This window comes from Gordonia jinghuaiqii, from assembly GCF_014041935.1.
GTDB classification, from domain to species: Bacteria; Actinomycetota; Actinomycetes; order Mycobacteriales; family Mycobacteriaceae; genus Gordonia; species Gordonia jinghuaiqii.
Genome location: NZ_CP059491.1, coordinates 4,585,147 through 4,611,846 on the forward strand (window position 1 = coordinate 4,585,147; position 26,700 = coordinate 4,611,846).

Genomic DNA, 26,700 nt, shown 5'->3' on the forward strand with positions numbered 1-26,700 from the left:
CTGTTTGTTTAAACGGTTGTGTGTTGTTTCAGAAGTGTCATAGTGGATGCGAACACACAAACATACTGGTGTATGTGATGTGTGGGTGTTGTTGGTAAGTCCTCGGCCGATTAGTACCAGTCACCTGAACCTATTGCTAGGCGTACAGTTCTGGCCTATCAACCCCATGGTCTGTAGGGGGCCTTAACCACTCAAGGTGGTGAGAAACCTCATCTTGGAACAGGCTTCCCGCTTAGATGCTTTCAGCGGTTATCCCTTCCGAACGTAGCTAACCAGCAGTGCTCCTGGCGGAACAACTGGCACACCAGAGGTTCGTCCGTCCCGGTCCTCTCGTACTAGGGACAGGTTTCCTCAAGTTTCTAACGCGCGCGGCGGATAGAGACCGAACTGTCTCACGACGTTCTAAACCCAGCTCGCGTGCCGCTTTAATGGGCGAACAGCCCAACCCTTGGGACCTACTCCAGCCCCAGGATGCGACGAGCCGACATCGAGGTGCCAAACCATCCCGTCGATATGGACTTGGGGAAGATCAGCCTGTTATCCCCGGGGTACCTTTTATCCGTTGAGCGACACCGCTTCCACTTGCCGGTGCCGGATCACTAGTCCCGACTTTCGTCCCTGCTCGACATGTACGTCTCACAGTCAAGCTCCCTTGTGCACTTACACTCAACACCTGATTGCCAACCAGGCTGAGGGAACCTTTGGGCGCCTCCGTTACTTTTTAGGAGGCAACCGCCCCAGTTAAACTACCCACCAGGCACTGTCCCTGAACCCGATCAGGGTCCGAGGTTAGAAGTCCAATACGATCAGAGTGGTATTTCAACAACGACTCCATGAACACTGGCGTGCCCACTTCACAGTCTCCCACCTATCCTACACAAACCGAACCGAACACCAATACCAAGCTATAGTGAAGGTCCCGGGGTCTTTTCGTCCTGCCGCGCGTAACGAGCATCTTTACTCGTACTGCAATTTCGCCGAGTCTGTGGTTGAGACAGCAGAGAAGTCGTTACGCCATTCGTGCAGGTCGGAACTTACCCGACAAGGAATTTCGCTACCTTAGGATGGTTATAGTTACCACCGCCGTTTACTGGGGCTTAAATTCTCAGCTTCGCCACCCGAAAGTGACTAACCGGTCCTCTTAACCTTCCAGCACCGGGCAGGCGTCAGTCCGTATACATCGTCTTACGACTTCGCACGGACCTGTGTTTTTAGTAAACAGTCGCTTCTCTCTGGTCTCTGCGACCCACACCAGCTCAAGCAGTAAATGCCGTCACCAGTCTGGGTCCCCCTTCTCCCGAAGTTACGGGGGCATTTTGCCGAGTTCCTTAACCACAGTTCTCTCGATCGCCTTAGTATTCTCTACCTGACCACCTGTGTCGGTTTGGGGTACGGGCCGTGTACCAACTCACTAGAGGCTTTTCTCGGCAGCATAGGATCATGGAATTCGCCTCAACGGCTACGCATCACCTCTCAGGCTGTATGTGTCCCGGATTTACCTAGAACACGCCCTACAGGCTTACACCAGTACTACCACTCACTGGCCCCACTACCTTCCTGCGTCACCCCATCGCTTGCCTACTACCAGCCGAGGTCCCATGCATCCACCAACTCGAGACCCGAAGGCCTTCTCGTGGTTTCAGGATGGTTAGTACAACTGATTCAGCATGGGCGCGGATACACGGGTACGGGAATATCAACCCGTTGTCCATCGACTACGCCTGTCGGCCTCGCCTTAGGTCCCGACTCACCCTGGGCGGATTAACCTGGCCCAGGAACCCTTGGTCATTCGGCGGCAGAGTTTCTCACTCTGCTTTCGCTACTCATGCCTGCATTCTCACTCCCACACCCTCCACCACTAGATCACTCTGTGGCTTCCACGGATGCAGGACGCTCCCCTACCCACCCACACACCTGGTTCAACCCCCGTAAGGGAAGAACGGGCTATTGTGTGAGTGCCGCGGCTTCGGCGGTGTACTTGAGCCCCGCTACATTGTCGGCGCAGGATCACTTGACCAGTGAGCTATTACGCACTCTTTCAAGGGTGGCTGCTTCTAAGCCAACCTCCTGGTTGTCTTCGCGACCCCACATCCTTTTCCACTTAGTACACGCTTAGGGGCCTTAGCCGGCGATCTGGGCTGTTTCCCTCTCGACTACGAACCTTATCGCCCGCAGTCTCACTGCCACACTCTCACTTACCGGCATTCGGAGTTTGGCTGACGTCAGTAACCCTGTGGGGCCCATCGGCCATCCAGTAGCTCTACCTCCGGTAAGAAACATGTGACGCTGCACCTAAATGCATTTCGGGGAGAACCAGCTATCACGGAGTTTGATTGGCCTTTCACCCCTACCCACAACTCATCCCCTCCATTTTCAACTGAAGTGGGTTCGGGCCTCCACGACGTCTTACCGTCGCTTCACCCTGGCCATGGGTAGATCACTCCGCTTCGGGTCTAGACCCGGCGACTCAAACGCCCTATTCAGACTCGCTTTCGCTACGGCTACCCCACACGGGTTAACCTCGCCACCGAGCACTAACTCGCAGGCTCATTCTTCAAAAGGCACGCCATCACCCACCACCACAAGGGTGCACAGGCTCTGACGGATTGTAAGCGTCCGGTTTCAGGTACTATTTCACTCCCCTCCCGGGGTACTTTTCACCTTTCCCTCACGGTACTTGTCCGCTATCGGTCACCAGGAAGTATTCAGGCTTACCGGGTGGTCCCGGCAGATTCACAGCAGATTCCACGAGCCCGCTGCTACTTGGGAAAATTCATCACGCAAGACCACATGTTTTCAGCTACCGGACTCTCACCGACTACGGCAGACCATTCCAGGCCACTTCACCTAACACATGGTTTTCTGACTCACGCCCAGACAGGTAGATCTGAAGATGAACCCCACAACCCCACACACACAACCCCTACCCGGTTACACATGCGCATGGTTTAGCCTCCTCCGCTTTCGCTCGCCACTACTCACGGAATCACAATTGTTTTCTCTTCCTATGGGTACTGAGATGTTTCACTTCCCCACGTTCCCCCCACACAGCCTATACATTCAGCTGGTGGTAACACGACATCACTCGTGCTGGGTTTCCCCATTCGGACACCCTCGGATCACAGCTCGTTTGACAACTCCCCGAGGACTATCGCGGCCTACCACGTCCTTCATCGGCTCCTGGTACCAAGGCATCCACCGAACGCCCTTAAACACTTACAACAACACCTACAAACAACCCCCCACCCAACACAACCCGAAGGCCATGCCAGCGAGGGACCAAATGTAGACATCACAAAACATTTTCTGCTAAATCACAGACCAACAAAAATTGTTGATTTGAAATAAAGATGCTCGCATCCACTATGCACTTCTCAAACAACACACACCACCCCAGCTCACGAGCCTCCGCACCCCATCACAGGACACCTCAACAGCACGATCACCAAGACAGCTAGGTCAGAGACAACCCGATACACACCCCAAAAGGCATGCCGCGTGTTCTCTCAGAACCCCGATAGTGTGACAAGAACACACCCACCTCACAGTGAGCGTCGACCGATGACCCCGGCATGAGCCGGCACCACCACATGGCCTGTCTGATGTTTCACCCTGAACACACACTCGCCGCAGAACATACGCCCACAGAAACGAGTGTTGTTGTGTGCTCCTTAGAAAGGAGGTGATCCAGCCGCACCTTCCGGTACGGCTACCTTGTTACGACTTCGTCCCAATCGCCGATCCCACCTTCGACAGCTCCCTCCCACAAGGGGTTAGGCCACCGGCTTCGGGTGTTACCGACTTTCATGACGTGACGGGCGGTGTGTACAAGGCCCGGGAACGTATTCACCGCAGCGTTGCTGATCTGCGATTACTAGCGACTCCGACTTCATGGGGTCGAGTTGCAGACCCCAATCCGAACTGAGACTGGCTTTAAGGGATTCGCTCCACCTCACGGTCTCGCAGCCCTCTGTACCAGCCATTGTAGCATGTGTGAAGCCCTGGACATAAGGGGCATGATGACTTGACGTCATCCCCACCTTCCTCCGAGTTGACCCCGGCAGTCTCCTGCAAGTCCCCGGCATAACCCGCTGGCAATACAGGACAAGGGTTGCGCTCGTTGCGGGACTTAACCCAACATCTCACGACACGAGCTGACGACAGCCATGCACCACCTGTACACCAACCACAAGGGGGGCTATATCTCTATAGCTTTCTGGTGTATGTCAAACCCAGGTAAGGTTCTTCGCGTTGCATCGAATTAATCCACATGCTCCGCCGCTTGTGCGGGCCCCCGTCAATTCCTTTGAGTTTTAGCCTTGCGGCCGTACTCCCCAGGCGGGGTACTTAATGCGTTAGCTACGGCACGGATTCCGTGAAAAGGAACCCACACCTAGTACCCACCGTTTACGGCGTGGACTACCAGGGTATCTAATCCTGTTCGCTACCCACGCTTTCGCTCCTCAGCGTCAGTTACTACCCAGAGACCCGCCTTCGCCACCGGTGTTCCTCCTGATATCTGCGCATTTCACCGCTACACCAGGAATTCCAGTCTCCCCTGTAGTACTCAAGTCTGCCCGTATCGCCTGCACGCCTGCAATTGAGTTGCAGAATTTCACAGACGACGCGACAAACCGCCTACGAGCTCTTTACGCCCAGTAATTCCGGACAACGCTCGCACCCTACGTATTACCGCGGCTGCTGGCACGTAGTTGGCCGGTGCTTCTTCTCCAGGTACCGTCACTTGCGCTTCGTCCCTGGTGAAAGAGGTTTACAACCCGAAGGCCGTCATCCCTCACGCGGCGTCGCTGCATCAGGCTTGCGCCCATTGTGCAATATTCCCCACTGCTGCCTCCCGTAGGAGTCTGGGCCGTGTCTCAGTCCCAGTGTGGCCGATCACCCTCTCAGGTCGGCTACCCGTCGTCGCCTTGGTAGGCCATTACCCCACCAACAAGCTGATAGGCCGCGGGCCCATCCCACACCGCAAAAGCTTTCCACCAACCCCCATGCGAGGGAAGGTCATATCCGGTATTAGACCCAGTTTCCCAGGCTTATCCCAGAGTGCAGGGCAGATCACCCACGTGTTACTCACCCGTTCGCCACTCGAGTACCCAGCAAGCTGGGCCTTTCCGTTCGACTTGCATGTGTTAAGCACGCCGCCAGCGTTCGTCCTGAGCCAGGATCAAACTCTCCATGAAAAAATAGCGAAACAACCAACCCCCAAAAGAGCCGGCATTTCAACACAATCAGGAAAGCAAAACCTGACCAATCCAAAAACTAGCAACACCCACCCCAAAAAGGCAGATGCCACAAAAACAAACAAAAACATCTACATCCATAAAGAATGCACGATGCCAAATTGGCATCAGACAATTCATCATCACACTATCGAGTTCTCAAAGAACACACACCCACCAGCTACCCACCCCACAAAGGAGGCTCTCACCAGCAGACTTCAGTTCTGTCCTACCAGTCAACCCCGTCTCCGAGGCAACTTTTCCAGCCTACCAGACCTGACCTTCAGTCCGCAACTCCGAAGAATCTCGAACTCAAGGGATCATGGTAACCCCGAACAACCAATCCCAGACACAAAGTCTGGAACCAGAAACCCAGGGACGGCCAACGAAAAACCCGGTCTCCACTCCCCGCCTTCAGACCCTCACAGGTCTTCCGGGGCGGCGCCGTGGCTCGCTGACTGGAATGAAGTTACGCACTGATTGCCTGAGAAACAAATCGGCTGGTCAGGGCGTCGGATGTCCGGCCTCGGTCGTGTCGGTGCTCCCCTGTCGGTGCTCCCCTGCCGGGTAATGCGTCGAGCTCAGGCGAACCGTGTTGCCAGAGCCTGAAGGGTTCCTTCGATGCCGTGGCCGTTCTTCTTGTCGTACCCGATCAGTTCGATGATCTTGGGGACCCGGAGTGTCGAGTAGTCGAACGTCTCGGTGACGGTGGTGGTGGTCGGCGATGTCGACTCGAGCTCCCACCGCCAGCGGTGGCCCATGGGATGCTGCCACTCGACCACCCGGTCGGTGTCGAAGTCGGTGACCGTCGAGGTGATCTTGTACGGGACGCCGTACTGCTTCATGCCGACGCTGAATCGGGTTCCCCGACCGAGTAGCTCGGGGCCGTCGACCGGGGAGTCGCGCACCGTCCCCGATCCGTCGAGCTCAGGGTGCCGATGTGGGTTGGCCACGAGGGCGAAGATGTCCGCGGCCGGCGCGTTCACGACAACCCGACGCGAGACCTTGTGCGGACCGGAGTCGACGGTGGTGACGGGTTCAGCTGCCATGTGTCCAACGTACGCACAGTTGCGTGCGCCACGCCATGCTCTTGTCACAGCACGGTCTGCCACCCGGACGGTCTGTCACGCCACCGCCTGTCACGCCACGCCTCAGTCGGCGTTGCGCTTGCGCCGCGGCTGCCACACGACGAGTGCGTTGGTGCGCGGCACCGGGACCAGCTCACCGCCCCGGCGGTTCCGTGAGGAGGCGACCTCATCGGTGAGCTCGCGGATGCGGTGCTGCAACGCCTCGACCTGGTTGCTCAGGTCGATGATCCGCTTGATCCCCGCGAGGTTGACGCCCTCTTCCTGCGAGAGGCGTTGGATCTCTCGCAGCAGTTCGACGTCGCGGGACGAGTAGCGGCGTCCACCGCCACTCGTCCGCTGCGGGGTGACCAGGCCCAGTCGGTCATAGGTCCGAAGGGTTTGTGCATGCATGCCGGCGAGTTCGGCGGCCACCGAGATCATGAAGGTCGCGCCATCGGCGTCGAAGTTCTTCTGACCGGGCATGGCTCACTTCCCCCAGTGTGCTCTCGGGTCGAAACCGCTGGCGCGTTCGGCCTCGTCGTAGGCACGCATGGCCTCGATCGCGGCGTCGTCGAGCTTGTTCGGCACGGCGACCTTGACGGTGACGAGCAGATCGCCCGCTCCGCCCGATCGCTTCGGGACGCCCCGTCCGCGCACGCGCAGAGTCCGGCCGTCGGTGGTGTTCGGCGGGATCTTGACGCCGACCGATCCCTCGAGGGTCGGAACCGAGACCGTTGCGCCGAGAACGAGTTCGGAGATACGCACCGGCAACTGCACTCGCAGGTCGTTGCCACTGCGGGTGAACTGCTTGTGCGGGGTCACGTGGACGACGACGTAGAGGTCGCCCGACGGAGCACCGCGGCGCCCCGCCTCGCCCTGCCCGGCGAGCCGAATACGTTGTCCGTCTTCGACTCCCGCCGGGATGCGCACGTTGATGGTGCGCGCCCGGACCTTCACGCCGCTGCCGTCGCAGTCCGTGCACGGGTCGTCGATCCGCGATCCGGTGCCCTGGCAGTCCTGGCAGGGTTCGCTGAACCCGAACGCACCCTGGTTACGGCTGACGAAGCCCGAACCGTTGCAGTTGGCGCACACCCGCGGGCTCGTACCGGGCTTGGCGCCCGAGCCGTGACACGTGGTGCACGGTGACGGGCTGGTCACCCGTAGCGGGACCGTGGTGCCGAGTGCGGCATCCTTGAACGACAGCGTCGTCTCGGTCTCGAGGTCTTTGCCGCGTCGTGGCCTGCTGGCCGTCGAAGTTCGTTGTGTTCCGCCGCTCCGGTTGAAGAGTCCGTCGAAGATGTCGCCGAAACCGCCGCCGGCGCCGGTCTGCGCGCCGCCGAAGAGGTCGCCGAGGTCGAAGTCGTTGCCGCCGGTGCTGTACGTCGTCCCGCCGCCCGGGAATCCACCCGGGTAGCCGTTGCCGCCACCGCGGAATCGTCCGCCGGCGAACATGGCGCGCGTCTCGTCGTACTCTTTGCGCTTCTCGGCGTCGCTGAGCACGCTGTGGGCTTCGGACACCCGCTTGAAGCGTTCTTCGGCCGCGGTGTCACCCGGATTGGCATCCGGATGCAGCTCGCGTGCGAGCTTGCGATAGGCCTTCTTGATCTCTTCAGCCGAAGCGTCAGAAGCAACGCCCAGGTCCTTGTAGAAGTCGTGTTCTAACCACTCACGTTGTGGTGCCACCAGACGTCACCTCCTTGAGTTCGTTGGTCTGGATAGGTTCTGTTGTCTTTCGCCGGTGGTGAGCCACCCGCCCCGAGGTGCGAGCGGAGCGAGCCACGAAGGGTCACCTGGCCCTTCGTGGCTCGTCGCTACCGCTCCTCGCACCTCAGGGATCGGTGGTCGCTCTATTGTGCACCGGTCTGATCTGCTGCGGGCGCCGGATCGGTAACCGTCACCATGGCGGTTCGGATCACCTTCTCGCCCAGGCGATACCCGCGGCGGTAAACCGCCCCGAGGACCGGATGGGCGCCGGTTCCGTCGTGCTGGACGGCCTCGTGGAGTTCGGGATTGAACTCGTCACCGGGCTCACCGAAGGCCACCAGGCCCTCGGCTGCCAGCACGCCGGCGAGCTTGTCGGCAACCGCCTTCAACGGACCGGCCTCGAGGTCCCCGTGGTCGCGGGCACGGTCGAGATCGTCGATGACCGGGAGGAGCTTGTCGATCAGGATCTGCTTGCCGTAGGCGACGGATCCCTGCTTCTCCTCCGCGGCGCGGCGCCGGAAGTTGGCGAACTGAGCGCGTTCACGCTGCAGATCGGCCGTCAGTTCGGCAACACGTGCGTCCGGGTCGTCGGCCTGCTGGTCGGCCGTTTGGTCGCCCTTCTGGTCGCCCTTTGCCACATCTGCTTCGTCGACGACGGGTTCGGCTTCCGCCGGGCCGGGGCCGGCGACCGGCTCGTCGCGCACCTGACCCGTTTCCGGGTCGATGCGACGACGATCGGTCACCGTCACCGGCTCCTCGCCGGACCCATTCGTCGAATGGGATCCTGCGGTCACTTGTTCTCCTTGGTGTCAGCATCGTCGACAACCTCGGCATCGACGACGTCGGGATCGCTGTCAGCGCCTGCGGTCTCCCCGTTGGGGGATTCTGCCGCGGCGTTGGCGTAGATCGCCTGGCCGAGGGCCTGCGACTCCTCCGACAACTTCTCGATCGCGGACTTGATCGCTGCGGTGTCGTTGCCCTTCAGCGCTTCCTGCGCTCCGGCGACAGCCGCGGTGACCTTGTCCTTGAGCTCGGCCGGGACCTTGTCCTCGTTCTCCTTGAGGAACTTCTCGGTCTGGTGGACCAGCGACTCCGCCTGGTTGCGGGTCTCTGCTTCCTCGCGACGCTTGCGGTCCTCGTCGGCGTGCGCCTCGGCGTCCTTGATCATCCGGTCGATCTCGTCCTTGCTCAGGCCGGAACCGTCCTGGATGCGGATCGAGTTCTCCTTGCCGGTGCCCTTGTCCTTCGCGGTGACGTGCACGATGCCGTTGGCGTCGATGTCGAAGGTCACCTCGATCTGCGGAACACCCTGGGGCGCGGGAGCGATGCCGCCGAGCTCGAAGCTGCCGAGCAGCTTGTTGTGCGAGGCGATCTCACGCTCACCCTGATACACCTGGATCTGCACCGAGGGCTGGTTGTCCTCGGCCGTGGTGTAGGTCTCCGACCGCTTGGTCGGGATGGTGGTGTTGCGCTCGATCAGCTTGTGCATCACGCCGCCCTTGGTCTCGATACCGAGCGACAGCGGGGTGACGTCGAGCAGGAGCACGTCCTTGACCTCACCGCGGAGCACACCGGCCTGCAGTGCGGCGCCGACGGCGACGACCTCGTCCGGGTTGACGCCCTTGTTGGGCTCGCGTCCGCCGGTCATCTCCTTCACCAGGTCGGTGACGGCAGGCATACGGGTCGAACCACCGACGAGCACGACATGGTCGATGTCGCCGACGGAGATGCCCGCATCCTTGATGACGGCCTGGAACGGTGCGCGGGTGCGCTCCAGCAGATCAGAGGTGATCTTCTGGAACTCGCTGCGCGAGAGCTGCTCGTCGAGGAACAGCGGGTTCTTGTCGGCGTCGACGGTGATGTAGGGCAGGTTGATCGAGGTGCTCTGCGAGCTCGAGAGTTCGATCTTGGCCTTCTCGGCAGCCTCACGGAGACGCTGCAGGGCCATCTTGTCCTTGGTCAGGTCGACCCCGTGCTGGCTCTTGAACTTCTCGACGAGCCAGTCGACGACGCGCTGATCCCAGTCGTCACCACCGAGGTGGTTGTCACCGGAGGTCGCGCGGACCTCGACGACGCCGTCACCGATCTCGAGCAGCGAGACGTCGAACGTGCCGCCACCGAGGTCGAAGACCAGGATGGTCTGTTCCTTCTCGCCCTTGTCCAGACCGTAGGCCAGAGCGGCTGCGGTGGGCTCGTTGACGATACGGAGCACGTTGAGGCCGGCGATCTGACCGGCTTCCTTGGTGGCCTGACGCTGAGAGTCGTTGAAGTAGGCAGGCACGGTGATGACGGCGTCGGTGACATCCTCGCCCAGGTACGACTCGGCGTCGCGCTTCAGCTTCATGAGCGTGCGCGCGCTGATCTCCTGCGGGGTGTACTTCTTGTCGTCGATCTCGACGGTCCAGTCACCTTCGCCCATGTGGCGCTTGACCGAGCGGATGGTGCGGTCGACGTTGGTGACCGCCTGGTTCTTTGCGGGCTGACCGACCAGCACCTCGCCGTTACGCGCGAACGCGACCACGGACGGTGTGGTCCGGGCGCCCTCGGCGTTGGCGATGACAGCGGCTTCGCCACCCTCGAGCACCGCCACCACGGAGTTGGTGGTGCCGAGGTCGATTCCAACAGCACGAGACATGTTTGGCTTCCTCCTAGTTTGTGGGTGTGCACCCAAGTCCTTGTTGCCCCGCGGTCGTGACGAACACGGGGATGATGTCCGAAACCCTGCGGGACGGACTTCAGTGCGTCCGACTCATGTCCTACTGAACAAGTGGCTCCGAGTCAACTCGACTTGAGTCCGTACCGCTCAGGTTTCTCGAAGGGTGTAACGGGAGGGGTTCCGGGTTTGTTCCCGAATGGAGGAGAAAGTTGAGCGCGGATCGCTCAACTGATGGGATTTCGCCCCGGCCAGCCGGCAGGACGACTACGACGACGACGACGAGCGCTGTAGGTCCGCGTAGGCCGATGAGAGCTTCTCCAGGAGTTCGACGAGGGTGGCCACCTCGTCGGGCCGCCAGCCCTTGGTCATCTCGGCGTGGATCTTCGCCCGCCGGTCGTCGAGCTCACGGATCGCGCGTTCCCCGCGCGGGGTGAGCGTCAGCTCGAAACGGCGACCATCGGTGGTCGACTTCCGTTTGTCCAGAAGTCCCTGATCGACGACGGAGTCCACCGTCCTGCTGGTGTTGGAGTGCTCCATACCGAGCCGCTGGGCAAGGTCACCCACCGACGGCGACATGCCGGAGCGGGCCAGGACGTCGACGGTGCGCAGCACCCGCATGGTGGTCACGCGACCGTCGAGCCCGGTGCCCTCGACGAGCAGCTGGCGGTACCGGGGGGTGCGTCGCAGGGTCATCAGGTCCTGCAGCAGATCCTCGACCTTCGTGAGATCCGGGACGGCCGCATCGTCGGCACTCGGGGTCATGGCGCCATTGTCACAGGTCAGTTCCGCCACGGGTCAAGATGTCGCGCACGGCGGGGTCATCGCGTGCCGCCGGCCGCGGCGCACCGTTGCGAGAACCCAGGCTGCAGCGACAAAGGTGATCAGCGCCGTCGCCACCAGCGCGGCGACCAGTGAGAGATGCTCGGCGACGGCCCCCTGGGCGAGTCCGGCGAACGGGCGCGAACCCGCGAACGCGATGACCCACAGCGCCATCACCCGACCGACCATATCGGCCGGACACCGTTCCTGTACCGCGATGCTGAAGGCGGTGATGCCGGCGACCATGCACGCACCGGCCAGCACCAACAGCCCCATCAGCACCGGCATGCTCGACACCAGACCGGCCGACCCGATGGCGACGCCGATGACGACGAGCACCGTACAGCCCTCGGTGGCTGCCGACATCACGCGGATCAGCAACCGGTGGGCGATGACGCCGAGGAAACCGCCGACCCCGAACGCGGCGGCGACGAACCCGCCGCTGCCGGCGTCGCGTCCGAGGGATGTCGCCATGGCGGGCGCGAGGGTGACCGCGGGCTCGGAAGCCATACCGATGGCTGCCACGCCCGCGAGCATGGCGAAGAGCACCTTGTCGCGCCAGATGTGCTTCAGTGCCCCCGAGATCGTGCGGTCCCCGCCGGGCCGGATCTTCTCGGACCCCACATGAACCGTCAGGAAGAGCACGCTGCACAGGATCTGGCCGACCCCCAGGACCAGCAGACCCACCTCGGGACCGACGGTGGCCACCAACACCGCGCCGAGCGCCGGGCCGCCCGAACGCGCCAGCGCGGTCGGGATGAAGTTGAGCGAGACCGCATTCGGGAGCTCGGCCCGGGTCACCAGCTTGGGCACGATCGCCTGCAGCGAGGGCGCGACCATCGCCAGCCCGATACCCGAGACGAGCGCGGCGAGCACCAGCGGCAGCGCCCGGCCGTCCGCCGCGTCGATGTCGACCATCAGCAGATAGACACCGAGACCGACCGACGACGTCCCGAGGAGCACTCCGCCGGCGAGGATCTGCGACACCGGCCCGTAGGTGTTGGACAGACGACCGCTGATCGGCGAGAGCACGAGTTGCGGACTCAGCTGCGCGGCCGTGACCAATCCCGCCCAGGTCGCCGAACCGGTCAATTGGTAGGTGAGGATCACGATCACGATGGACTGCGCCCACATCCCGAAGTTGATGAAGGCCTTACCCCAGAAGACCAGCCCGAAGCGGCGGTCGAAGATCAGTTGAAAAGACGACCTCGGCGCCACGCCACGCGCGACGGACGGATCATCGACCGTCTCTGTCGGCGGGTGGGCGATGGTCATTCCCGAAATTATATATCAGTGATACACAACTAAGAGGCTGTCCCCGGTATGTCCCTTGACACACCCGGGGAGATCAGGGCAGATTCCGACAGGAAGCATCCGATTCCACTTGAGGTGGGTCGGCCCCCGCTCCCCGATTGCCCTCGGGCCCCACCCTGGACAAGGACGCCGATGACGCTGCCCAGATCGACCGGGATCAACCCCGAGACCTCGCCCGACCGGCCCTACCGGATCGCCGTCTGGGGCCCCGGCGAAGTGGGCGGCGCTGTCATCCGCGCCGCGGTCGCCGATCCCCGGATGGAAGTGGTCGGCGCCCTCGTCCACAACCGGAAGAAGGACGGCAGGGACATCGGCGAACTGGTGCGGATCGACCCCATCGGGGTCACCGCCACGCGGGACCGGGACGCGATCAAAGAGCTCGACGCCGACTGCGTCGTACTCACACCCGCACCGGCCGCGGTGATCAAGGGACTCGACGACGACGTCATCGACCTGCTCGAATCCGGCACGAACGTGGTGGCGACCGCGGCGTATCACAATGTCTCGATGCCCAACTGGCTCAGTCCTTTCCGCAAGTCGCCTCAGCGAATGCTCCAAGCGTGCCTTTCCGGCGGCGCCACCCTGCACGGCACCGGCGTGCATCCGACCTTCATCGTCGAGCGGGTGGCGATGACGATGGCCAAGGCGATGTCGTCGGTGAGTCACGTGCGCTCGGTCGAGGCCGTCGACTTCTCTCGCGCCGGTGCGATGTGGGGCGGTCTCGAAGCCCTGGGTTTCGGCGCCGAGCTGGACAGCCTCGGAGCGGAGTCCCCGGTCGCGCGCGGTGGTGACCTCTACTACGGCGACCTCACCGGCAACGTCGCCCACGCGCTGTACGGCGCCGACAGTTCGGAGGTGCGCGTCGAGACGTCGCTGCGCGGCCTGCCCGCGTCACGCGATGCGCAGGTCGGCGCGACCACGATCAACGAGGGCACCGCGGCGGCACTGCACCTGACCCATCGCGGCTATCTGGGCGACCACCACTTCTTCACCAACGAGGAATGCTGGTACCTCGCCCCGGAACTCGTGTATCGGGGCGACGATCTGCCGTTCGGGGGTTTCACCAGCCCGATCGCCTACACCCTGGTCATCAGCGGTGAGCCCGCCGAGATGCGCACCCAACTCGAGTTCGGCATCGGCTCGGGCCACACCAATCCGATCACCACCGCCTCGGTGCGCGCCGTGCTCGACGCCATCCCGGCCGTCATCGCCGCCGAGCCCGGCATTCTCGTCGACGACGTCGGTCCGCATTACCGCCACGACGATCGGGTCCGGCTGTCGTGAGTGAGACGCCGCGGCCGGAAGTGGTCGCGTGGAACGGCCTGGTCGACTCGTTGCGGGCCGCAGGGGACAAGCTCGCCGCGGACACCACCGACCTCGATCCCGCCGAGCAGGCCGACGGGTTCCGCGCATTGCTGCGCGGCCTGTCGAATCAGTTGTCGCGCTTCGACGTCGACCGTGAACGCCCCGAGTTCGTCCCGTTCAACGGGTGGCGGCACAAGTTCCTGATGGACAATCCCGACTTCCGGTACTGGGTCACCGAGGTCCGGGGCGATCGCACCTACCGCATCCGCGGGAACCGCGGCGATGCGTCGTATGTGTCGGTGACCGTCTACCGGCGCACCGGCGGGATCGGCTCGGAGGCGACCGCCCGGATCGACAGCGACACGATCATCTTCGACGATGACGGCGGTTTCGAGATCGTGCTCGGCGATGGCGCGCCGAGTTCGGGAAACCGGCTGGGACTTCCGGAACGGTCCGGGGTGATCTGGGTCCGGTTCTTCCACGACGACGCCGCGCACGACGCATTGGGTTGGTGCAGCATCGAACCGGAGGACACACCGCCGGTGCCACCGTCGATCGATCCGGGGCGGTTCTGTTCCGCCATGGGCACCTTGGCGGCCACGACCTCACTACTGCCGGCGATCTTCGAAGCGGCGACCAAGGAGGATCTCGACCCACCGAACGTGCTGCGACGCTGGTCGGAGATGGCCGGCGGCGCGGTGTTCACCGAGCCGGGTATCCACTACGTGCGAGGCGGATGGCAACTCGAGCCCGGTGAGGCGCTGGTGATCGAGGGCGACGTGGTCGACTGCCGGTACTGGAACATCTTGGCCTACAGCCGCTTTCTGAACTCGCTCGACTTCCGGTACCGGCCGGTGTCCTACACCGGCGCGACGGCGAACGTCGTCGGCGGACGGTATCGATTCGTGGCGGCGGCGGAAGATCCCGGTGGTTCGGCGGACTGGATCGATACCGAGGGGCGCGACGTCGGCATCATCGTGATGCGGTTCCTGCAGCCGGTGGACACACCACCCCTACCGTCGGCCCGGGTGGTACGAGTCGACGACTTGCGAGGTGAGTGATGGTCACCTGGACACCGCCGCAGCGGAGTGAAGTCGCCGAGAAGATCTACGCGGCAGCCGAAGCCGACCGTGCGGCGCGACCGGAACGATATCGGCTGGGCGTCGAGGCGACCGATACGATCGTCGAGCGCGCCACCGCCGAGCACGGCGTCGAGGGGTTGGGAGACCCGGCGCAGTGGCGACCGGGCCTGGAACAGTATCTGCGATCGGCGGCCGAGGACGGGCGACTCAATGCCGTGGGGATTCGGAACGCACAGGACGCCGTCGTCGGAAAGCTCCGGGCGCGCTCCATCTTCCACAGGACGCTGCGGGAGAATCCCGAGGTGGGCGAACGCGAGGTGGGCCCGCCGATCGTGATCATCGGCGGTTGGCGCACCGGCACCACCTTCCTGTATCGCCTACTCGCTCGCGATCCGCGGCTTCGGGCGCCGCGTCCACTCGAGTTGTACGCCCCGTGGCGTGCCGCGAAGCTGACCCCGGATGAGCGTGAGCAGTTGATCACCGCACAGGCGGCCGAACCGAATCCGCTCCACGTCCTCAACCCGTCGATGGCGGCGGTGCACGATTCGGGACCGCTGCTGCCGGAAGAATGCGTGCTGGGCATGGGAACGACCCTGCGCAACTGGGGATTCGGCTCGACGATGCGTCTCGACAGCTACTCGCGCTGGCTCGCGACGCAGTACTTCGCCCGTGAGTACGCCGCCCACCGGACGATGTTGCAGATCCTCGACGACGGCTCGCGACGACGCTGGCTGCTCAAAGCGCCCGCGCACACCCCGGAGCTCGCCCACCTCGCCCAGACGTATCCCGGTGTCTGCATCGTGCACCTGCACCGCGACATCGTGGAGACCGTCGCGTCGGGTGCCAGCCTGTTCGCGACGTACCGGTCGACCTACAGCGACGAGGTCGACGGACACGACGTCGGCCGCTTCCAGGTCGAACAGTCCGAGTTGTGGTTCCGGCGCGCGCTGGAGTTCCGCGCCTCTCCCGCAGCCGAACCCGCGACGATTCTCGATCTCGACTACCGGGACCTGGTGTCTCGGCCCGAGGCGACCGTCGCGCGCGTCTATGCCGCCGCCGACATCGACCCGCCCGACGTCACCGGCATGCTGGCCGAGCACAACGCGGCGCAACCGCATCATGGCAAGGGCCGGCATCGTTACACACCAGAGGAATTCGGGATCGATGCAAGCGAACTGCGTGAGCGGATGACGTTCTACACCGATGCGGTCGCCGAGTGGACCGCGTGCGAGGGCTGCTGAGCTCACCGCCTGCGCGTCAGCGATGAGCGCCCACCTGGTCGTAGGCGAGCTGGTCGCGCGCATTCAGGATCTGATAGCCGAGTCCGGAACGGACGCCGAGCATTTCCGCGGGAAAGAGAACACACCCCCCACGCGATGCCCAGCGCCACCCGGATTCCTGTCTGCACGTTCCCACGGATCGCCGGGACCACCACAGTGGTGAGAACTTCCACCCGCGTCGCCTGGAAGGATCGCGCGACGTCGATGTAGCCGGTGTCAATCGCTTTCACTCCGGCTGCGGTGTTGATGACGATCGGCCAGATCGCGGCGATGGCGATCAACAGCCCGATCACCGACCGCCACATACTCAGTCCGATGTCGGGCAGCAACACGCCGCGATCGAGCAGTTCGAGGAACTGCCGGGAAGACTTCCTGCGGGGCGAACTGTCGAGCGAATCGGGCGCGGGGATGATCGTCGTGCCCAGCCACCAGAGCACGATGAGCGTGATGACCGCGATCAGCGGTGTCGCGATGGTGTGCCCGGATCGCCGGCGTGGCGTCACGGACTCATCGGTGTGGGTCAGCAGCGTCATGAGGTCACCAGTTCGATTCTGGTGAGGTCGGCGGGCAGTCCCAGAGTTGCTGCCCCGCCCTGTGTTCGGATCGCATTGCGGATGATCCGGTCGTCGACGAGGTCGGCGTGCACGGCAGCCGGGTCCTGGATCTGACGGGCGGTCGATTCCGGGTCGGAGGCGGCGAGTGCGCGCACATTGCTGGTCAGTGTGTCGAGCACCCAGGCGCGATGACCGGTGATGGGCGGCAACAGCTCCTGCTGCTCGACGAACCGTTCAGCGCACTGATCGAGGTGGGACGCGAGTTGGTCGAGTTGTTGCTCGATCAGGCCTAGGGGCACCCCCGGCAGGCCGAGTAGGGCCGAGGACCGCGATCGAGTTCCCTGGCGATCAAAACCGTTGATCTGTCAGCGAACTCAGCCCTGCGGATCGAGATCCGATTCGTGTCGGTGGTGTGCTCTATCTTGGTGGATACCAGTCGAACCCCGCCAACCAGACGGGGCCACAACACTTTCGGAGCCACCTGTGCCGGCATGGAGCGACCTACCCAGCGAGTATCTCGCCGGGGTCGACCCTGCCCACCCCGAAGCTTCCGACACCCTCACCCACATGCAAAGTCTCACCGCGATCCGCGAAGGCGAATCGAATCTGGCGTGGCGCCGCTACACCACCATCCTGATCCTGCTCGACCGCCTCTACACCCCCATCCCCAACAGCTATGTCAAAGACGGTTTCGCCGACGTCGTCACCCGCATCGCCCGAGAATCGGCCATCACGCGGTATCAAGCCGAACTGTGGGTCAACGAAGCCATGTGCCTACGCGACCGGCTCCCCCACGTACTCGAGAGCTTGCGCGACGGGATCGTGTCCCGTCAGCAGATCCAAACGATCATCGCCCGCACCGACCTCATCGACGAGGCCTCCCGCATCGACCCCGACGACCCCGACAGCCGACCGGTCATCGAGGTCCTCGACGACACCATCGCCGATCTGCTGCGCACCCGAACCGGCAGCTGGTCGGCATCCCGACTGCGTGACATGGTCGACCGCCTCGTCTTTCGCCACGACCCCGACGCCGTGCGCGAACGACGCCGCGAAGCCCTCGACAAACGCGGCATGTGGACCCGCACCCTCCCCGACGGCACCGGCGAACTCACCGCCGTCATGGCCGCCGAGAACACCCGCATCGCCGCACAAGCCGTCCGCACACTCGCCGACGCCGCCTGCCCCGACGACGGCCGCACCCGCAGCCAACGCAACTCCGACGCCATGTTCGCACTGCTGACCGGCACCGCCTTCGAATGCCACTGCCCATCCGACGAGTGCACCGCCTCGATTCCCGACCCCGACGCGGTCGCCGCCGCAGTCAGCACCGAAATCGTCATCCACGTCGTCACCGACGCCGCCACACTGGCCGGCGCTCCCGGACCGGGCTGGATCGATGCTCACGGCGTCATCACCGACGACCACGTCCGTGACCTCGCCGCACGCGACGACGCAGTGATCACACCCCTCACCCCCGTCCGCACACCACCCATACGGATAGACGCCACCACCGACGCCGCCCCGCAAATCGCGAACCTGGCTGCGCCGACACCTGATTCGGGCTCGACGCCCGATTTCGGATCGACGCCCGACCCGGGCAATCTGCTCATCGTCTATCCGGGTTCCCAACCCGCCGATCCCTACCGGCCCACCACCGCTTGTGCCGAGTTCGTGCGCGTCCGCGACGGGTACTGCACCGAACCCGGCTGCACCCGTTCAGCATTCGACGCCGACATCGATCACGTCGACGAATACGACCACCTCCACCCCCATCTCGGCGGCCGCACCTCCAGTGAGAACCTCAACGCCAAATGCCGGGCCGGGCACCTGCACAAAACCTATGGCGACTGGATCGACCTGCAGTACCGCGACGACGGACGCCTGACCACCGTCTACGTCACCCCGGAAGGGTTCACCATCCCCGGAAACGCCGAAACCCTCGAAGACCTCTTCCCCAACCTCCGACGCATCCGCTTCGAACAAGCCGCCCAAGCACCACCCTCGGGGCCACGGATCATCACACCCGACGGCACAACACGCCGCACCACCGACCACACCGCCGCCAAACACGCCCGGCGGCGAGCCGAACGTGCCCGCAACAAACAACTGCGCGACGCCAACCAGAAAGCGCCCGCCGTGGCGCTACAGGACGAGGCCGGCGAATCGCCACCGCCACCCTTCTGATTGCCGGTCGTCCGGCAGCCAGTTGGTAACGGTCACAGCATTCCCATGCGCCCGTCTCGTTTGCAGCGCTACCTTCGCGGTGTCGTCGTGCTCAGGAGGCCAGATGGGCGGAATCACATCGGGAGTCGCCAAGCGGGTGCCATGGCGAGTGGCGCCGGACTCCGGATTCGAAGTCGACGACCCAACAGGCAAGGGCAACGTGGGGATCGTCCAGATCGACGAACGGCAGTTCGCCGTGCTCAACGCTTTTCGGTTCTCCAACCAGGTCATCGAGAACGATCTTGTCACCAGGTTGGTTCGCAAGGGCAAGGGAGAAGCGGAGGCTCGGACGGCCGTCGACGACGCCCGGACCTTCACGCCACGTGAGGACAATCCGACCGACCTGGCGTCGATCCCGCGTTTCTTGCGCTGGTTCGAGGACCCGTACGGCAAGCACTCGCTGGCGGCACTGATCCACGACGAGCTCATCACGGGCACGGTCAACTCCGGCAAGCTCCGCAGCGACACTCTCTCCGACCGTTTCTTCCGCGAGATGATGCGAACCTCCGGGGTCCCGTTTCTCAAGCGGTGGATCATGTGGTCGGCGGTGGCGCTCCGCACGAGGTTCATCGCCGGCGGCTGGCGCCGCTGGACCGTCGTGGCGTGGTTGGCCTTCAGCGTTGTGGGCATCTCGATTGCCGTCGGAGCTGCAGGTTCGTTGGTGCGGTGGTGGCGGTGGCCGTGGTCTCGGCGCAAGTCGTTCAAGACCGCCCTCGTGATGCTGGTCGTCGCCGGGGCGCTCTGGGGACGGCAGTGGGGCGCAAGCCTGATCGCGGCGGTCGCCGCGTTGTGGTTGGTGCCGGCCGCAATCGTGACGTACTTCGCGTACGGCATCTATCTGGTGTTGGAGCGGATCGCCCGCGTCTTCGGCCGTCGGTAGGCCACGAGTATCGCCCTCCCGTGAAAGCACCCGAGCGGGTTGCCATCTGCTGGATAACAGACGGCAACCCGCTCGGGTGAGATTCGTTCCGCGAAAGGTCAGGCGGCGCTGACGTGTTCGTCGACGGCAGGTTCGAGGGCCTGCGCGACGATCTCGGCGACGTCGGTCATCGGTCGCACGTCGAGGGCGTCGAGGACCTCGGCGGGCACGTCGTCGAGGTCGGGTGAGTTGCGCTTCGGGACGAAGATGGTCTTCAGCCCGTTGCGTTGCGCCGCAAGCAGTTTCTGCTTGACCCCGCCGATCGGCAGGACACGTCCGTTGAGGGTGACCTCACCGGTCATGCCGACGTCGCTGCGCACCCGACGCCCCGTCGCCATCGACACCAGGGCGGTGACCATGGTGACGCCTGCGCTCGGCCCGTCCTTGGGCACCGCTCCGGCCGGAACGTGCACGTGGATGGTCTTGTCGAGCGTCTTGGGGTCGACGCCGAGAGCCTCGGCGTGTGCCCGCACGTACGACAGGGCGATCTGTGCCGATTCCTTCATCACGTCGCCGAGCTGGCCGGTCAGTTTCAGACCCTGCTCGCCTTCGGTGGCGTTGACCTCGATGAACAGGACGTCGCCGCCCATGCCGGTGACCGCGAGACCGGTTGCGACGCCGGGGACCGCGGTCCGCTCCTCGGACTCCGGCGTGAACCGGGGACGTCCGAGGTAATCGCGTAGGTCGGACTCGTCGATGGTGACCGGTGCCGTCGACTTGCCTTGCGCCAGGTTGGTCGCGGATTTGCGCAACGCCTTGGCGAGAAGCCGTTCGAACTGTCGCACACCGGGTTCGCGGGTGTAGTTCGCTGCGATCTCGCGCAATGCGGCGTCGGTGACCGTGACCTCGTCGGAGGTCAGTGCGGCGCGCTCGGCCTGCCGCGGGAGCAGGTAGTCGCGGGCGATGGCCACCTTGTCGTCCTCGGTGTAACCGTCGAGGGTGACGAGTTCCATGCGGTCGAGCAGGGCCGACGGGATGTTCTCGATGACGTTGGCGGTCGCGAGGAACAAGACGTCGGACAGGTCGAGATCGAGATCGAGGTAGTGATCGCGGAAGGTGTGGTTCTGCGCGGGGTCGAGGACCTCGAGCAGGGCCGCTGCCGGGTCGCCCCGGTAGTCCGAGCCCACTTTGTCGATCTCGTCCAGCAGCACAACGGGATTCATCGATCCCGCCTCGCCGATGGCACGCACGATCCGACCGGGGAGAGCGCCGACGTAGGTACGGCGATGGCCGCGGATCTCCGATTCGTCACGCACACCGCCGAGGGCGACGCGCACGAACTTGCGTCCGAGGGCACGGGCCACGCTCTCACCGAGCGACGTCTTGCCGACGCCGGGAGGACCGGCCAGCACCATGACGGCACCGGAGCCGCGTCCGCCGACGACCTCCATGCCACGTTCGGCGCGTCGAGCGCGGACGGCCAAGTATTCGACGATGCGGTCCTTCACGTCGTCGAGGCCGTGGTGGTCGGCGTCGAGGATCTCTCGAGCGCCCTTGATGTCTGTGGAGTCCTCGGTGCGGGTGTTCCACGGCAGCTCGAGGACGGTGTCGAGCCAGGTACGGATCCAGCCGGTTTCCGGCGACTGGTCGCTGGCGCGCTCGAGCTTGCCCACCTCCCGCAGTGCGGCTTCGCGCACCTTCTCGGGCAGATCGGCCTCGTCGACGCGGGACCGGTAGTCCTCGGCGCCGTCGGGCTCGTCCTCACCGAGTTCCTTGCGGATGGCTGCGAGTTGTTGGCGCAGCAGGAATTCCTTCTGCTGCTTGTCCATTCCCGCGCGGACGTCCTCGGCGATCTTCTCGCTGACCTCGGACTCGGCGAGATGGTCCCCGGTCCACTCGATGAGCAACCGCAATCGCGCGGCGGTCTCGGGTGTCTCGAGGAGCTCGCGCTTCTGTTCGTCGGTCAGCCACGACGCGTAGCCCGAGGTGTCGGCGAGATCCGACGGGTCGCTCATCTTGTTGACGGCGTCGATGAGCTGCCAGGCCTCGCGGCGCTGCAGCATCGCCAGCACGAGCTTCTTGTACTCGGCCGCGAGTTCGCGATCCTCATCGGTGATGTCGACGGGGTCGACCTCGGTCACCTCGACCCACAGCGCGGCGCCGTGGCCGGGCGTTCCGGTCCCGATCTGGGCTCGTTGCTCACCCTTGACGACGGCGGCGAGCCCGCCACCCGGGATGCGTCCCACCTGCACGATCGAGGCGATCACGCCGTAGGTGGGGTACCGGTCGTCCAGTCGTGGAGCGACCAGCAGCTTTCCGGCCTCGCCTGCCCGGGCTGCATCGACAGTGGCCTGAGCAGCGTCGTCGAGCGGGATCGGCACAACCATGCCGGGCAGGACGACGACGTCCGGGACGAAGAGGACGGGCAGTGAATATGTCTGCGACATCAAACCTCCAAAGTTAAGTCTGATCGACTCAACCGAGGTGGCAGGAAGTTTGTTCCAGCGCCTTTTCTGCCAGGAGCGAACGGGGGCTCACCGCCCGGCCGTCAGCCCGCGCGATCTGCCGCGAGGTGGGCGGTGAACACCAGGATCTGCGCCACGATGAGCACTGCCACCGCGACGAGGAATGCGGCCGTCGTGACGACCACCCCGGCCGACGCCTTGAGCGCATCCAGGACAATCTGGACTCTCATGACCGCGCCCCCGGGCCGTGCCTGCGAACCATCAGGGCGTGACCGGCATGTGGCCGTGTCGACGTGGCGTCGAAGAACATTGGCTGGACCTCCTGCAAACAAACCCCGGACACCTGTGGCCGGAGTCACATATGTATCACACACACCGTTGTGGGTGCGACAAATCGGTCATCGTGATCGGTCGGGGGGTTTTACCGCGTGTCGTCGGTGGGCAGTCCGGAAGCGCACCCGTCACGAAGAGCGCGTACATCCACCATCAACTACGCACGATCAACTACGCCACCATCAACGCAGGGAGCCCGCATGTCGATCCTGACCCCGACCACCACCCGTCAACCGCTGGGCCGGGCGATCGCCCGCATCGCGCTCGGGGCGGTACTGGCGATCGCCGGCATCGGGCACCTCACCGCGCAGCGCGAGGAGTTCCAGGCACAGGTCCCCGACTGGGTGCCGTTCAGCAAGGACTTCGTGGTGCTGGCCTCCGGTGGCGTCGAAATCGCGTTGGGTGCCGCGCTCATCGCCCTGCCGCGGCATCGCAGGATCGTGTCGTGGATCGTGGCGGCGTTCTTCGTGGCGGTCTTCCCCGGCAACATCCACCAGTACGTCGACCACATCGACGCCTTCGGCCTCGACACCGACCAGAAACGCCTCGTGCGCCTGTTCTTCCAGCCGGTCCTGGTTCTCTGGGCGATCGCGGCGGGCACCGGCAAGCGCACCGATTCCTAGCTGCGATGTCATTGCTCGAGACCGCCGCGGGCGCGGTGTGGCGCTATGGATTCACGACGTGCTCGCGCTTGGTTGCCGCATCCTGGCAGGCCATGTCCACGCCGGCCCTGACCTGTGGCCGGAAGTCGGTGCTCGAGCTGATCGTCGACGCGGCCACGAGCCCACCCACCGCGCAGCATCCGGCGCAGATGTACATCGCCGTCCGGAAGCCGTCCCCGAGTGGTTCACCCGGCCCGACGTCGACGCCGGCCACCGCGGGCAACACGGCAACCGCCAGCAGGCCGGCGACGCGCGCCACCGCGTTGTTGACGCCCGAGGCGGTTCCGGCGAGCGCGTCGTCGACCGCGGCGAGTGCGGCCGCGGTCAGCGGCGCGACCGTGATACTCATGCCCACCCCGAACAGCAGGACTCCCGGGAGGACGACGCCGAGGTAGCCGACGCCCGGCTCCACCCGCGACATCAGGGTGAATCCGCCGGCCGCGATCAGCGGACCGACCGTCATCGGCAGCCGAGGGCCGGTGCGTTGCGCCAGCTTTCCCATGATCGGCGACCCGAACAACATGACGAACGTGCTCGGGAACATCGCCGCCCCGGCCTCGAAGGCCGAGTAACCCAGACTCTGCTGCAACTGCAACGCGAGCAGGAACAGCGCACCACCCAGCGCGGCGTACACCAGCAGGGTGGTCAGGTTGGCCCCGGTGAACTGCGACGAGCGAAAGAGCCTGAGCGGCAACAGCGGCGCCCGCACCCGCGACTCGATGAGGACGAAACCGACGAGAGCGGTCACGCCGGCCACGCCTGCCACCACGGTACCCGCCGCCCACCCCCTCGACGGACCTTCGATGAGGGCGAAGATGACGCCGGCGAGCCCGACGGTCATGGTGAGCGCGCCCGCGACGTCGAGGCGGGAGGTCGACGCCGGGCCCCGCGACTCCGGTACGCGGCGGATGGCGATCACCATGGCGCCCAGGGCGAGAGGCACACTCAACAGGAACACCCACCGCCACGACGCGGCGTCGACCAGGTAGCCGCCGACGAAGGGCCCCAAAGCACTGGTGGCACCGGACATCCCGGCCCACAGTCCGATCGCGGCACCGCGATCCGACGGCGCGATCTCGGCATTGATCAGCGCCAGACTGCCGGGAACCACCGCGGCCGCGGCCGCGCCCTGGACGAGTCGCGCCAGAACCAGCCATTCGATGTCCGGGGCCAGCCCGCACGCGACCGTCGCCACCGCGAACACGCCGAGCCCGCAGACGAAGACGCGGCGTCGTCCGTATCGATCGCCGGCGACACCACCGAGCAGCAGTAGCGAACTCAGGGTCAGCAGGTAGCCGTCGAGGATCCACTGCTGGCCCTGCAGACCGGTGTCGAGGTCGCGGGCGATCGACGGCAGCGCCACGTTCACGACCGTGCCGTCGAGAAACGCGACGCCGGAACCGAGAACCGCCGCGACGATCAGCCAGCGGCCTGCCGGTGACGCGGCCGGCACGCCGATCGGCTCCGCCTCGGCAGGGCTGCTCTCGGACATGTGGGGCCTCCCGGCAGGTCGCGTGCTACCCAGGATCGTGGGTCGACCGGACTCGCGCAACCACCACTCGGCGTGCGCGGATCGGCGACGCCCAGGCCTCGAGTGACATGTCGACGTCAGAGAACTGCGGCATGTCGACGGGAACGCCGAGCGCGGCACCCAGTCCGTGCGCCAGTGGCCGGTCGCCGGCGAAGCCTCCCGCGCCGTGCAGAAAGATCAGTTGCTCTTCGCCCATATCGAGACCACTGCGGCGCGCGCCCGTTCTCATCGGTCGGTCGACGCCGCGCCCGAACCGGCGGCCGGGCAGCTGGCTCACTTCAGCTTCGCCGCAAGCCAATCCACGGTCTGCATGCCGAACAGGTCGGTGCCCCAGCCGTACAGGTTGGTGAAGAACCGCACCAGGCTGCAGTCGGTGGGCTGGTAGTCGACCTGCGTGCCGCCGCGGCGGTAGTCGGCGACGAGTTGCCGCGAGTCGGCGGCGGGTACCAGCGACATCGGTGAGTCGTCGGCGACGCAGGAGGCGACCAGGACCGGGGCGGCAGGCGCCTTGTTGCCCAGCCGGTTGTCGCGGTAGACGGACTGGAAGTCGGCGATGTCGGCCGGGTTCTGACCGCTCTTGAAGAGGGCACTCATCGGCACGAACGGCATCGTGAAGTAGGCCGGGGTCTGACACTGGGTGCGGAAGACGTCGGCGATGGCCTTGCCTGCCGGGGTGAACTTCTCGTCGAGCTTCATCTCCGGATACCGCGGCTCGAGGCCGAGGAGTGTCGCGAGGACGAACGCCGAGCCGACCGACCCGTCCGCGGTGCGGATGAAGCTCTTCTGGTCGACGACCATGCCCTCGAGCACCACACCTTTGATGTTCAGCTCGGGCGCATAGTTTTTCGCACTCTCCGCGGCGAAGGCCGCGCCGACGCCGCCACCGGCGATGCCGAACACACCGAGCGCGGACTTCGGCGAGAGTTCGGTGTCCTCATGCCGCAGGGCGGCCCGCAGGCCGTCGAGCAGCGCGTTGCCGGCGAATTTTCCGGCGAAGACACCGTGGGGTTTCGGGTCGCCGTCGTTGCCGACGTCGCTCATCATCACCGCGTACCCCTTGCCGAAGAACTGGGCCAGCGGCCCGAGCGCCGACCACGAGGCACCGTCCATCGGATCGCCGCCGGTCCACATGGTGGAGGGGTGACAGTAGGCGCCGACGCTGTCGTTGGCCAGCTGGTAGCCGACGACGGGACGCGTGGCGTCGGAACGCCCGTCGCGCGGGATCATCAGGATGCCCGTGGAGATCTCGGGCTCGTCGTGCAGCCCGCGCGTCACATACATCAGCTTGTAGGCGTCGAGCTTGCCCGGGCGGACACCCATGAACTGCACGGCAACCTTCTTGGCCTTCAACACATCCCCCGGCTTCTCCGTACCGCGCAGGCGCGGCTCGTCGTAGAAGGGGTCGCCGGAGACCAACGGGTCGATGACTTCCTGCGGACTCGCGAGACGGCCGTCCCGCAGCGCGCCGATCACGAAGCCGTTGACCACCTCGTCGATCCCGGGGGTCCGGTTGGGCGGTGCGGCAGCGGCCGGGGCGACCAGACCGACTCCCGACACCAGCACGGCGATCATCGCCGCGACGGTGATCCGAAGGTACAGACGCGCA

General features: G+C 64.6%; 19 protein-coding genes, 2 rRNA genes and 1 pseudogene. 6 read left to right on the top strand and 16 right to left on the bottom strand.

The window, feature by feature from the left end:
- Positions 1-90 precede the first annotated feature (90 nt).
- The 9 genes from H1R19_RS20450 to H1R19_RS20490 all read right to left on the bottom strand — a co-directional run bounded on the left by H1R19_RS20450 (position 91) and on the right by H1R19_RS20490 (position 12,758).
- Positions 91-3,222 (bottom strand): 23S ribosomal RNA (locus H1R19_RS20450).
- 453 nt (positions 3,223-3,675) lie between these two features.
- Positions 3,676-5,198, bottom strand: a 16S ribosomal RNA gene (locus H1R19_RS20455).
- The 16S and 23S rRNA genes sit together here, the layout of an rRNA operon.
- Before the next feature lie 620 nt (positions 5,199-5,818).
- Positions 5,819-6,286 (bottom strand): SRPBCC family protein, encoded by a 468-nt coding sequence (locus H1R19_RS20460; RefSeq protein WP_188328065.1) that lies wholly within the window; start codon positions 6,284-6,286, stop codon positions 5,819-5,821.
- Between the two features lie 102 nt (positions 6,287-6,388).
- Positions 6,389-6,787: a heat shock protein transcriptional repressor HspR gene (locus H1R19_RS20465; RefSeq protein ID WP_188328066.1), complete on the bottom strand. Its 399-nt coding sequence runs from the start codon at positions 6,785-6,787 to the stop codon at positions 6,389-6,391.
- A gap of 3 nt (positions 6,788-6,790) precedes the next feature.
- Positions 6,791-7,987: a molecular chaperone DnaJ gene (gene dnaJ, locus H1R19_RS20470; protein WP_219850006.1), complete on the bottom strand. Its 1,197-nt coding sequence runs from the start codon at positions 7,985-7,987 to the stop codon at positions 6,791-6,793.
- Positions 7,988-8,151: 164 nt separating this feature from the next.
- Positions 8,152-8,802: a nucleotide exchange factor GrpE gene (grpE, locus tag H1R19_RS20475; RefSeq protein WP_219850007.1), complete on the bottom strand. Its 651-nt coding sequence runs from the start codon at positions 8,800-8,802 to the stop codon at positions 8,152-8,154.
- Positions 8,799-10,643 carry a molecular chaperone DnaK gene (gene dnaK, locus H1R19_RS20480; protein WP_219850008.1) on the bottom strand — a complete coding sequence of 615 codons (1,845 nt, stop codon included), beginning with the start codon at positions 10,641-10,643 and terminating at the stop codon, positions 8,799-8,801. The genes grpE and dnaK overlap by 4 nt, the downstream gene beginning before the upstream one ends.
- 285 nt (positions 10,644-10,928) lie before the next feature.
- Entirely contained in the window at positions 10,929-11,426 is a 498-nt protein-coding gene (locus tag H1R19_RS20485; RefSeq protein ID WP_219850009.1) for a MarR family winged helix-turn-helix transcriptional regulator, read from the bottom strand.
- 33 nt (positions 11,427-11,459) lie between these two features.
- Positions 11,460-12,758: an MFS transporter gene (locus tag H1R19_RS20490; protein ID WP_219850010.1), complete on the bottom strand. Its 1,299-nt coding sequence runs from the start codon at positions 12,756-12,758 to the stop codon at positions 11,460-11,462.
- 171 nt (positions 12,759-12,929) lie between these two features.
- On the opposite strand from H1R19_RS20490, the gene H1R19_RS20495 reads away from it, so the two are divergent.
- From H1R19_RS20495 to H1R19_RS20505, 3 genes are read left to right on the top strand one after another with little or no spacing between them, the layout of a single operon-like run.
- Positions 12,930-14,081, top strand: coding sequence for a hypothetical protein (locus tag H1R19_RS20495; RefSeq protein WP_244970780.1), 1,152 nt, complete (start codon positions 12,930-12,932; stop codon positions 14,079-14,081).
- Positions 14,078-15,163: a DUF1214 domain-containing protein gene (locus H1R19_RS20500; RefSeq protein WP_219850011.1), complete on the top strand. Its 1,086-nt coding sequence runs from the start codon at positions 14,078-14,080 to the stop codon at positions 15,161-15,163. The genes H1R19_RS20495 and H1R19_RS20500 overlap by 4 nt, the downstream gene beginning before the upstream one ends.
- Positions 15,163-16,425 carry a sulfotransferase family protein gene (locus H1R19_RS20505; protein ID WP_219850012.1) on the top strand — a complete coding sequence of 421 codons (1,263 nt, stop codon included), beginning with the start codon at positions 15,163-15,165 and terminating at the stop codon, positions 16,423-16,425. Before H1R19_RS20500 ends, H1R19_RS20505 begins: the two co-directional genes overlap by 1 nt.
- Before the next feature lie 25 nt (positions 16,426-16,450).
- Here the strand turns inward: H1R19_RS20505 and H1R19_RS20510 are convergent.
- Positions 16,451-16,997: pseudogene (locus tag H1R19_RS20510) on the bottom strand (ABC transporter permease); the annotation flags it as partial.
- Positions 16,994-17,317 (bottom strand): hypothetical protein, encoded by a 324-nt coding sequence (locus H1R19_RS20515; RefSeq protein ID WP_219850013.1) that lies wholly within the window; start codon positions 17,315-17,317, stop codon positions 16,994-16,996. The pseudogene H1R19_RS20510 and the gene H1R19_RS20515, both read right to left, overlap by 4 nt.
- A gap of 184 nt (positions 17,318-17,501) precedes the next feature.
- On the opposite strand from H1R19_RS20515, the gene H1R19_RS20520 reads away from it, so the two are divergent.
- Together H1R19_RS20520 and H1R19_RS20525 are read left to right on the top strand one after the other, a co-directional pair.
- On the top strand, positions 17,502-19,205 hold the full coding sequence (locus H1R19_RS20520) for an HNH endonuclease signature motif containing protein (protein ID WP_244970781.1): 1,704 nt from the start codon (positions 17,502-17,504) through the stop codon (positions 19,203-19,205).
- 103 nt (positions 19,206-19,308) lie between these two features.
- Complete coding sequence (locus tag H1R19_RS20525) at positions 19,309-20,124, top strand: DUF1353 domain-containing protein (protein ID WP_219850014.1); 816 nt, start codon at positions 19,309-19,311, stop codon at positions 20,122-20,124.
- A gap of 98 nt (positions 20,125-20,222) precedes the next feature.
- On the opposite strand, the gene lon is transcribed toward H1R19_RS20525, so the two are convergent.
- Complete coding sequence (gene lon, locus H1R19_RS20530; RefSeq protein ID WP_219850015.1) at positions 20,223-22,550, bottom strand: endopeptidase La; 2,328 nt, start codon at positions 22,548-22,550, stop codon at positions 20,223-20,225.
- Between the two features lie 101 nt (positions 22,551-22,651).
- Positions 22,652-22,798: a hypothetical protein gene (locus tag H1R19_RS20535; protein ID WP_188328077.1), complete on the bottom strand. Its 147-nt coding sequence runs from the start codon at positions 22,796-22,798 to the stop codon at positions 22,652-22,654.
- A gap of 303 nt (positions 22,799-23,101) precedes the next feature.
- On the opposite strand from H1R19_RS20535, the gene H1R19_RS20540 reads away from it, so the two are divergent.
- On the top strand, positions 23,102-23,524 hold the full coding sequence (locus H1R19_RS20540) for a DoxX family protein (protein ID WP_219850016.1): 423 nt from the start codon (positions 23,102-23,104) through the stop codon (positions 23,522-23,524).
- Positions 23,525-23,567: 43 nt separating this feature from the next.
- Here H1R19_RS20540 and H1R19_RS20545 read toward each other — a convergent pair whose 3' ends face one another.
- The 3 genes from H1R19_RS20545 to H1R19_RS20555 all read right to left on the bottom strand — a co-directional run bounded on the left by H1R19_RS20545 (position 23,568) and on the right by H1R19_RS20555 (position 26,666).
- Positions 23,568-25,055 carry a DHA2 family efflux MFS transporter permease subunit gene (locus tag H1R19_RS20545; RefSeq protein ID WP_219850017.1) on the bottom strand — a complete coding sequence of 496 codons (1,488 nt, stop codon included), beginning with the start codon at positions 25,053-25,055 and terminating at the stop codon, positions 23,568-23,570.
- Between the two features lie 25 nt (positions 25,056-25,080).
- Positions 25,081-25,290 carry a hypothetical protein gene (locus H1R19_RS20550; RefSeq protein WP_308258794.1) on the bottom strand — a complete coding sequence of 70 codons (210 nt, stop codon included), beginning with the start codon at positions 25,288-25,290 and terminating at the stop codon, positions 25,081-25,083.
- A gap of 77 nt (positions 25,291-25,367) precedes the next feature.
- Positions 25,368-26,666, bottom strand: coding sequence for a lipase family protein (locus tag H1R19_RS20555; RefSeq protein WP_372632002.1), 1,299 nt, complete (start codon positions 26,664-26,666; stop codon positions 25,368-25,370).
- Between the last annotated feature and the right edge of the window lie 34 nt (positions 26,667-26,700).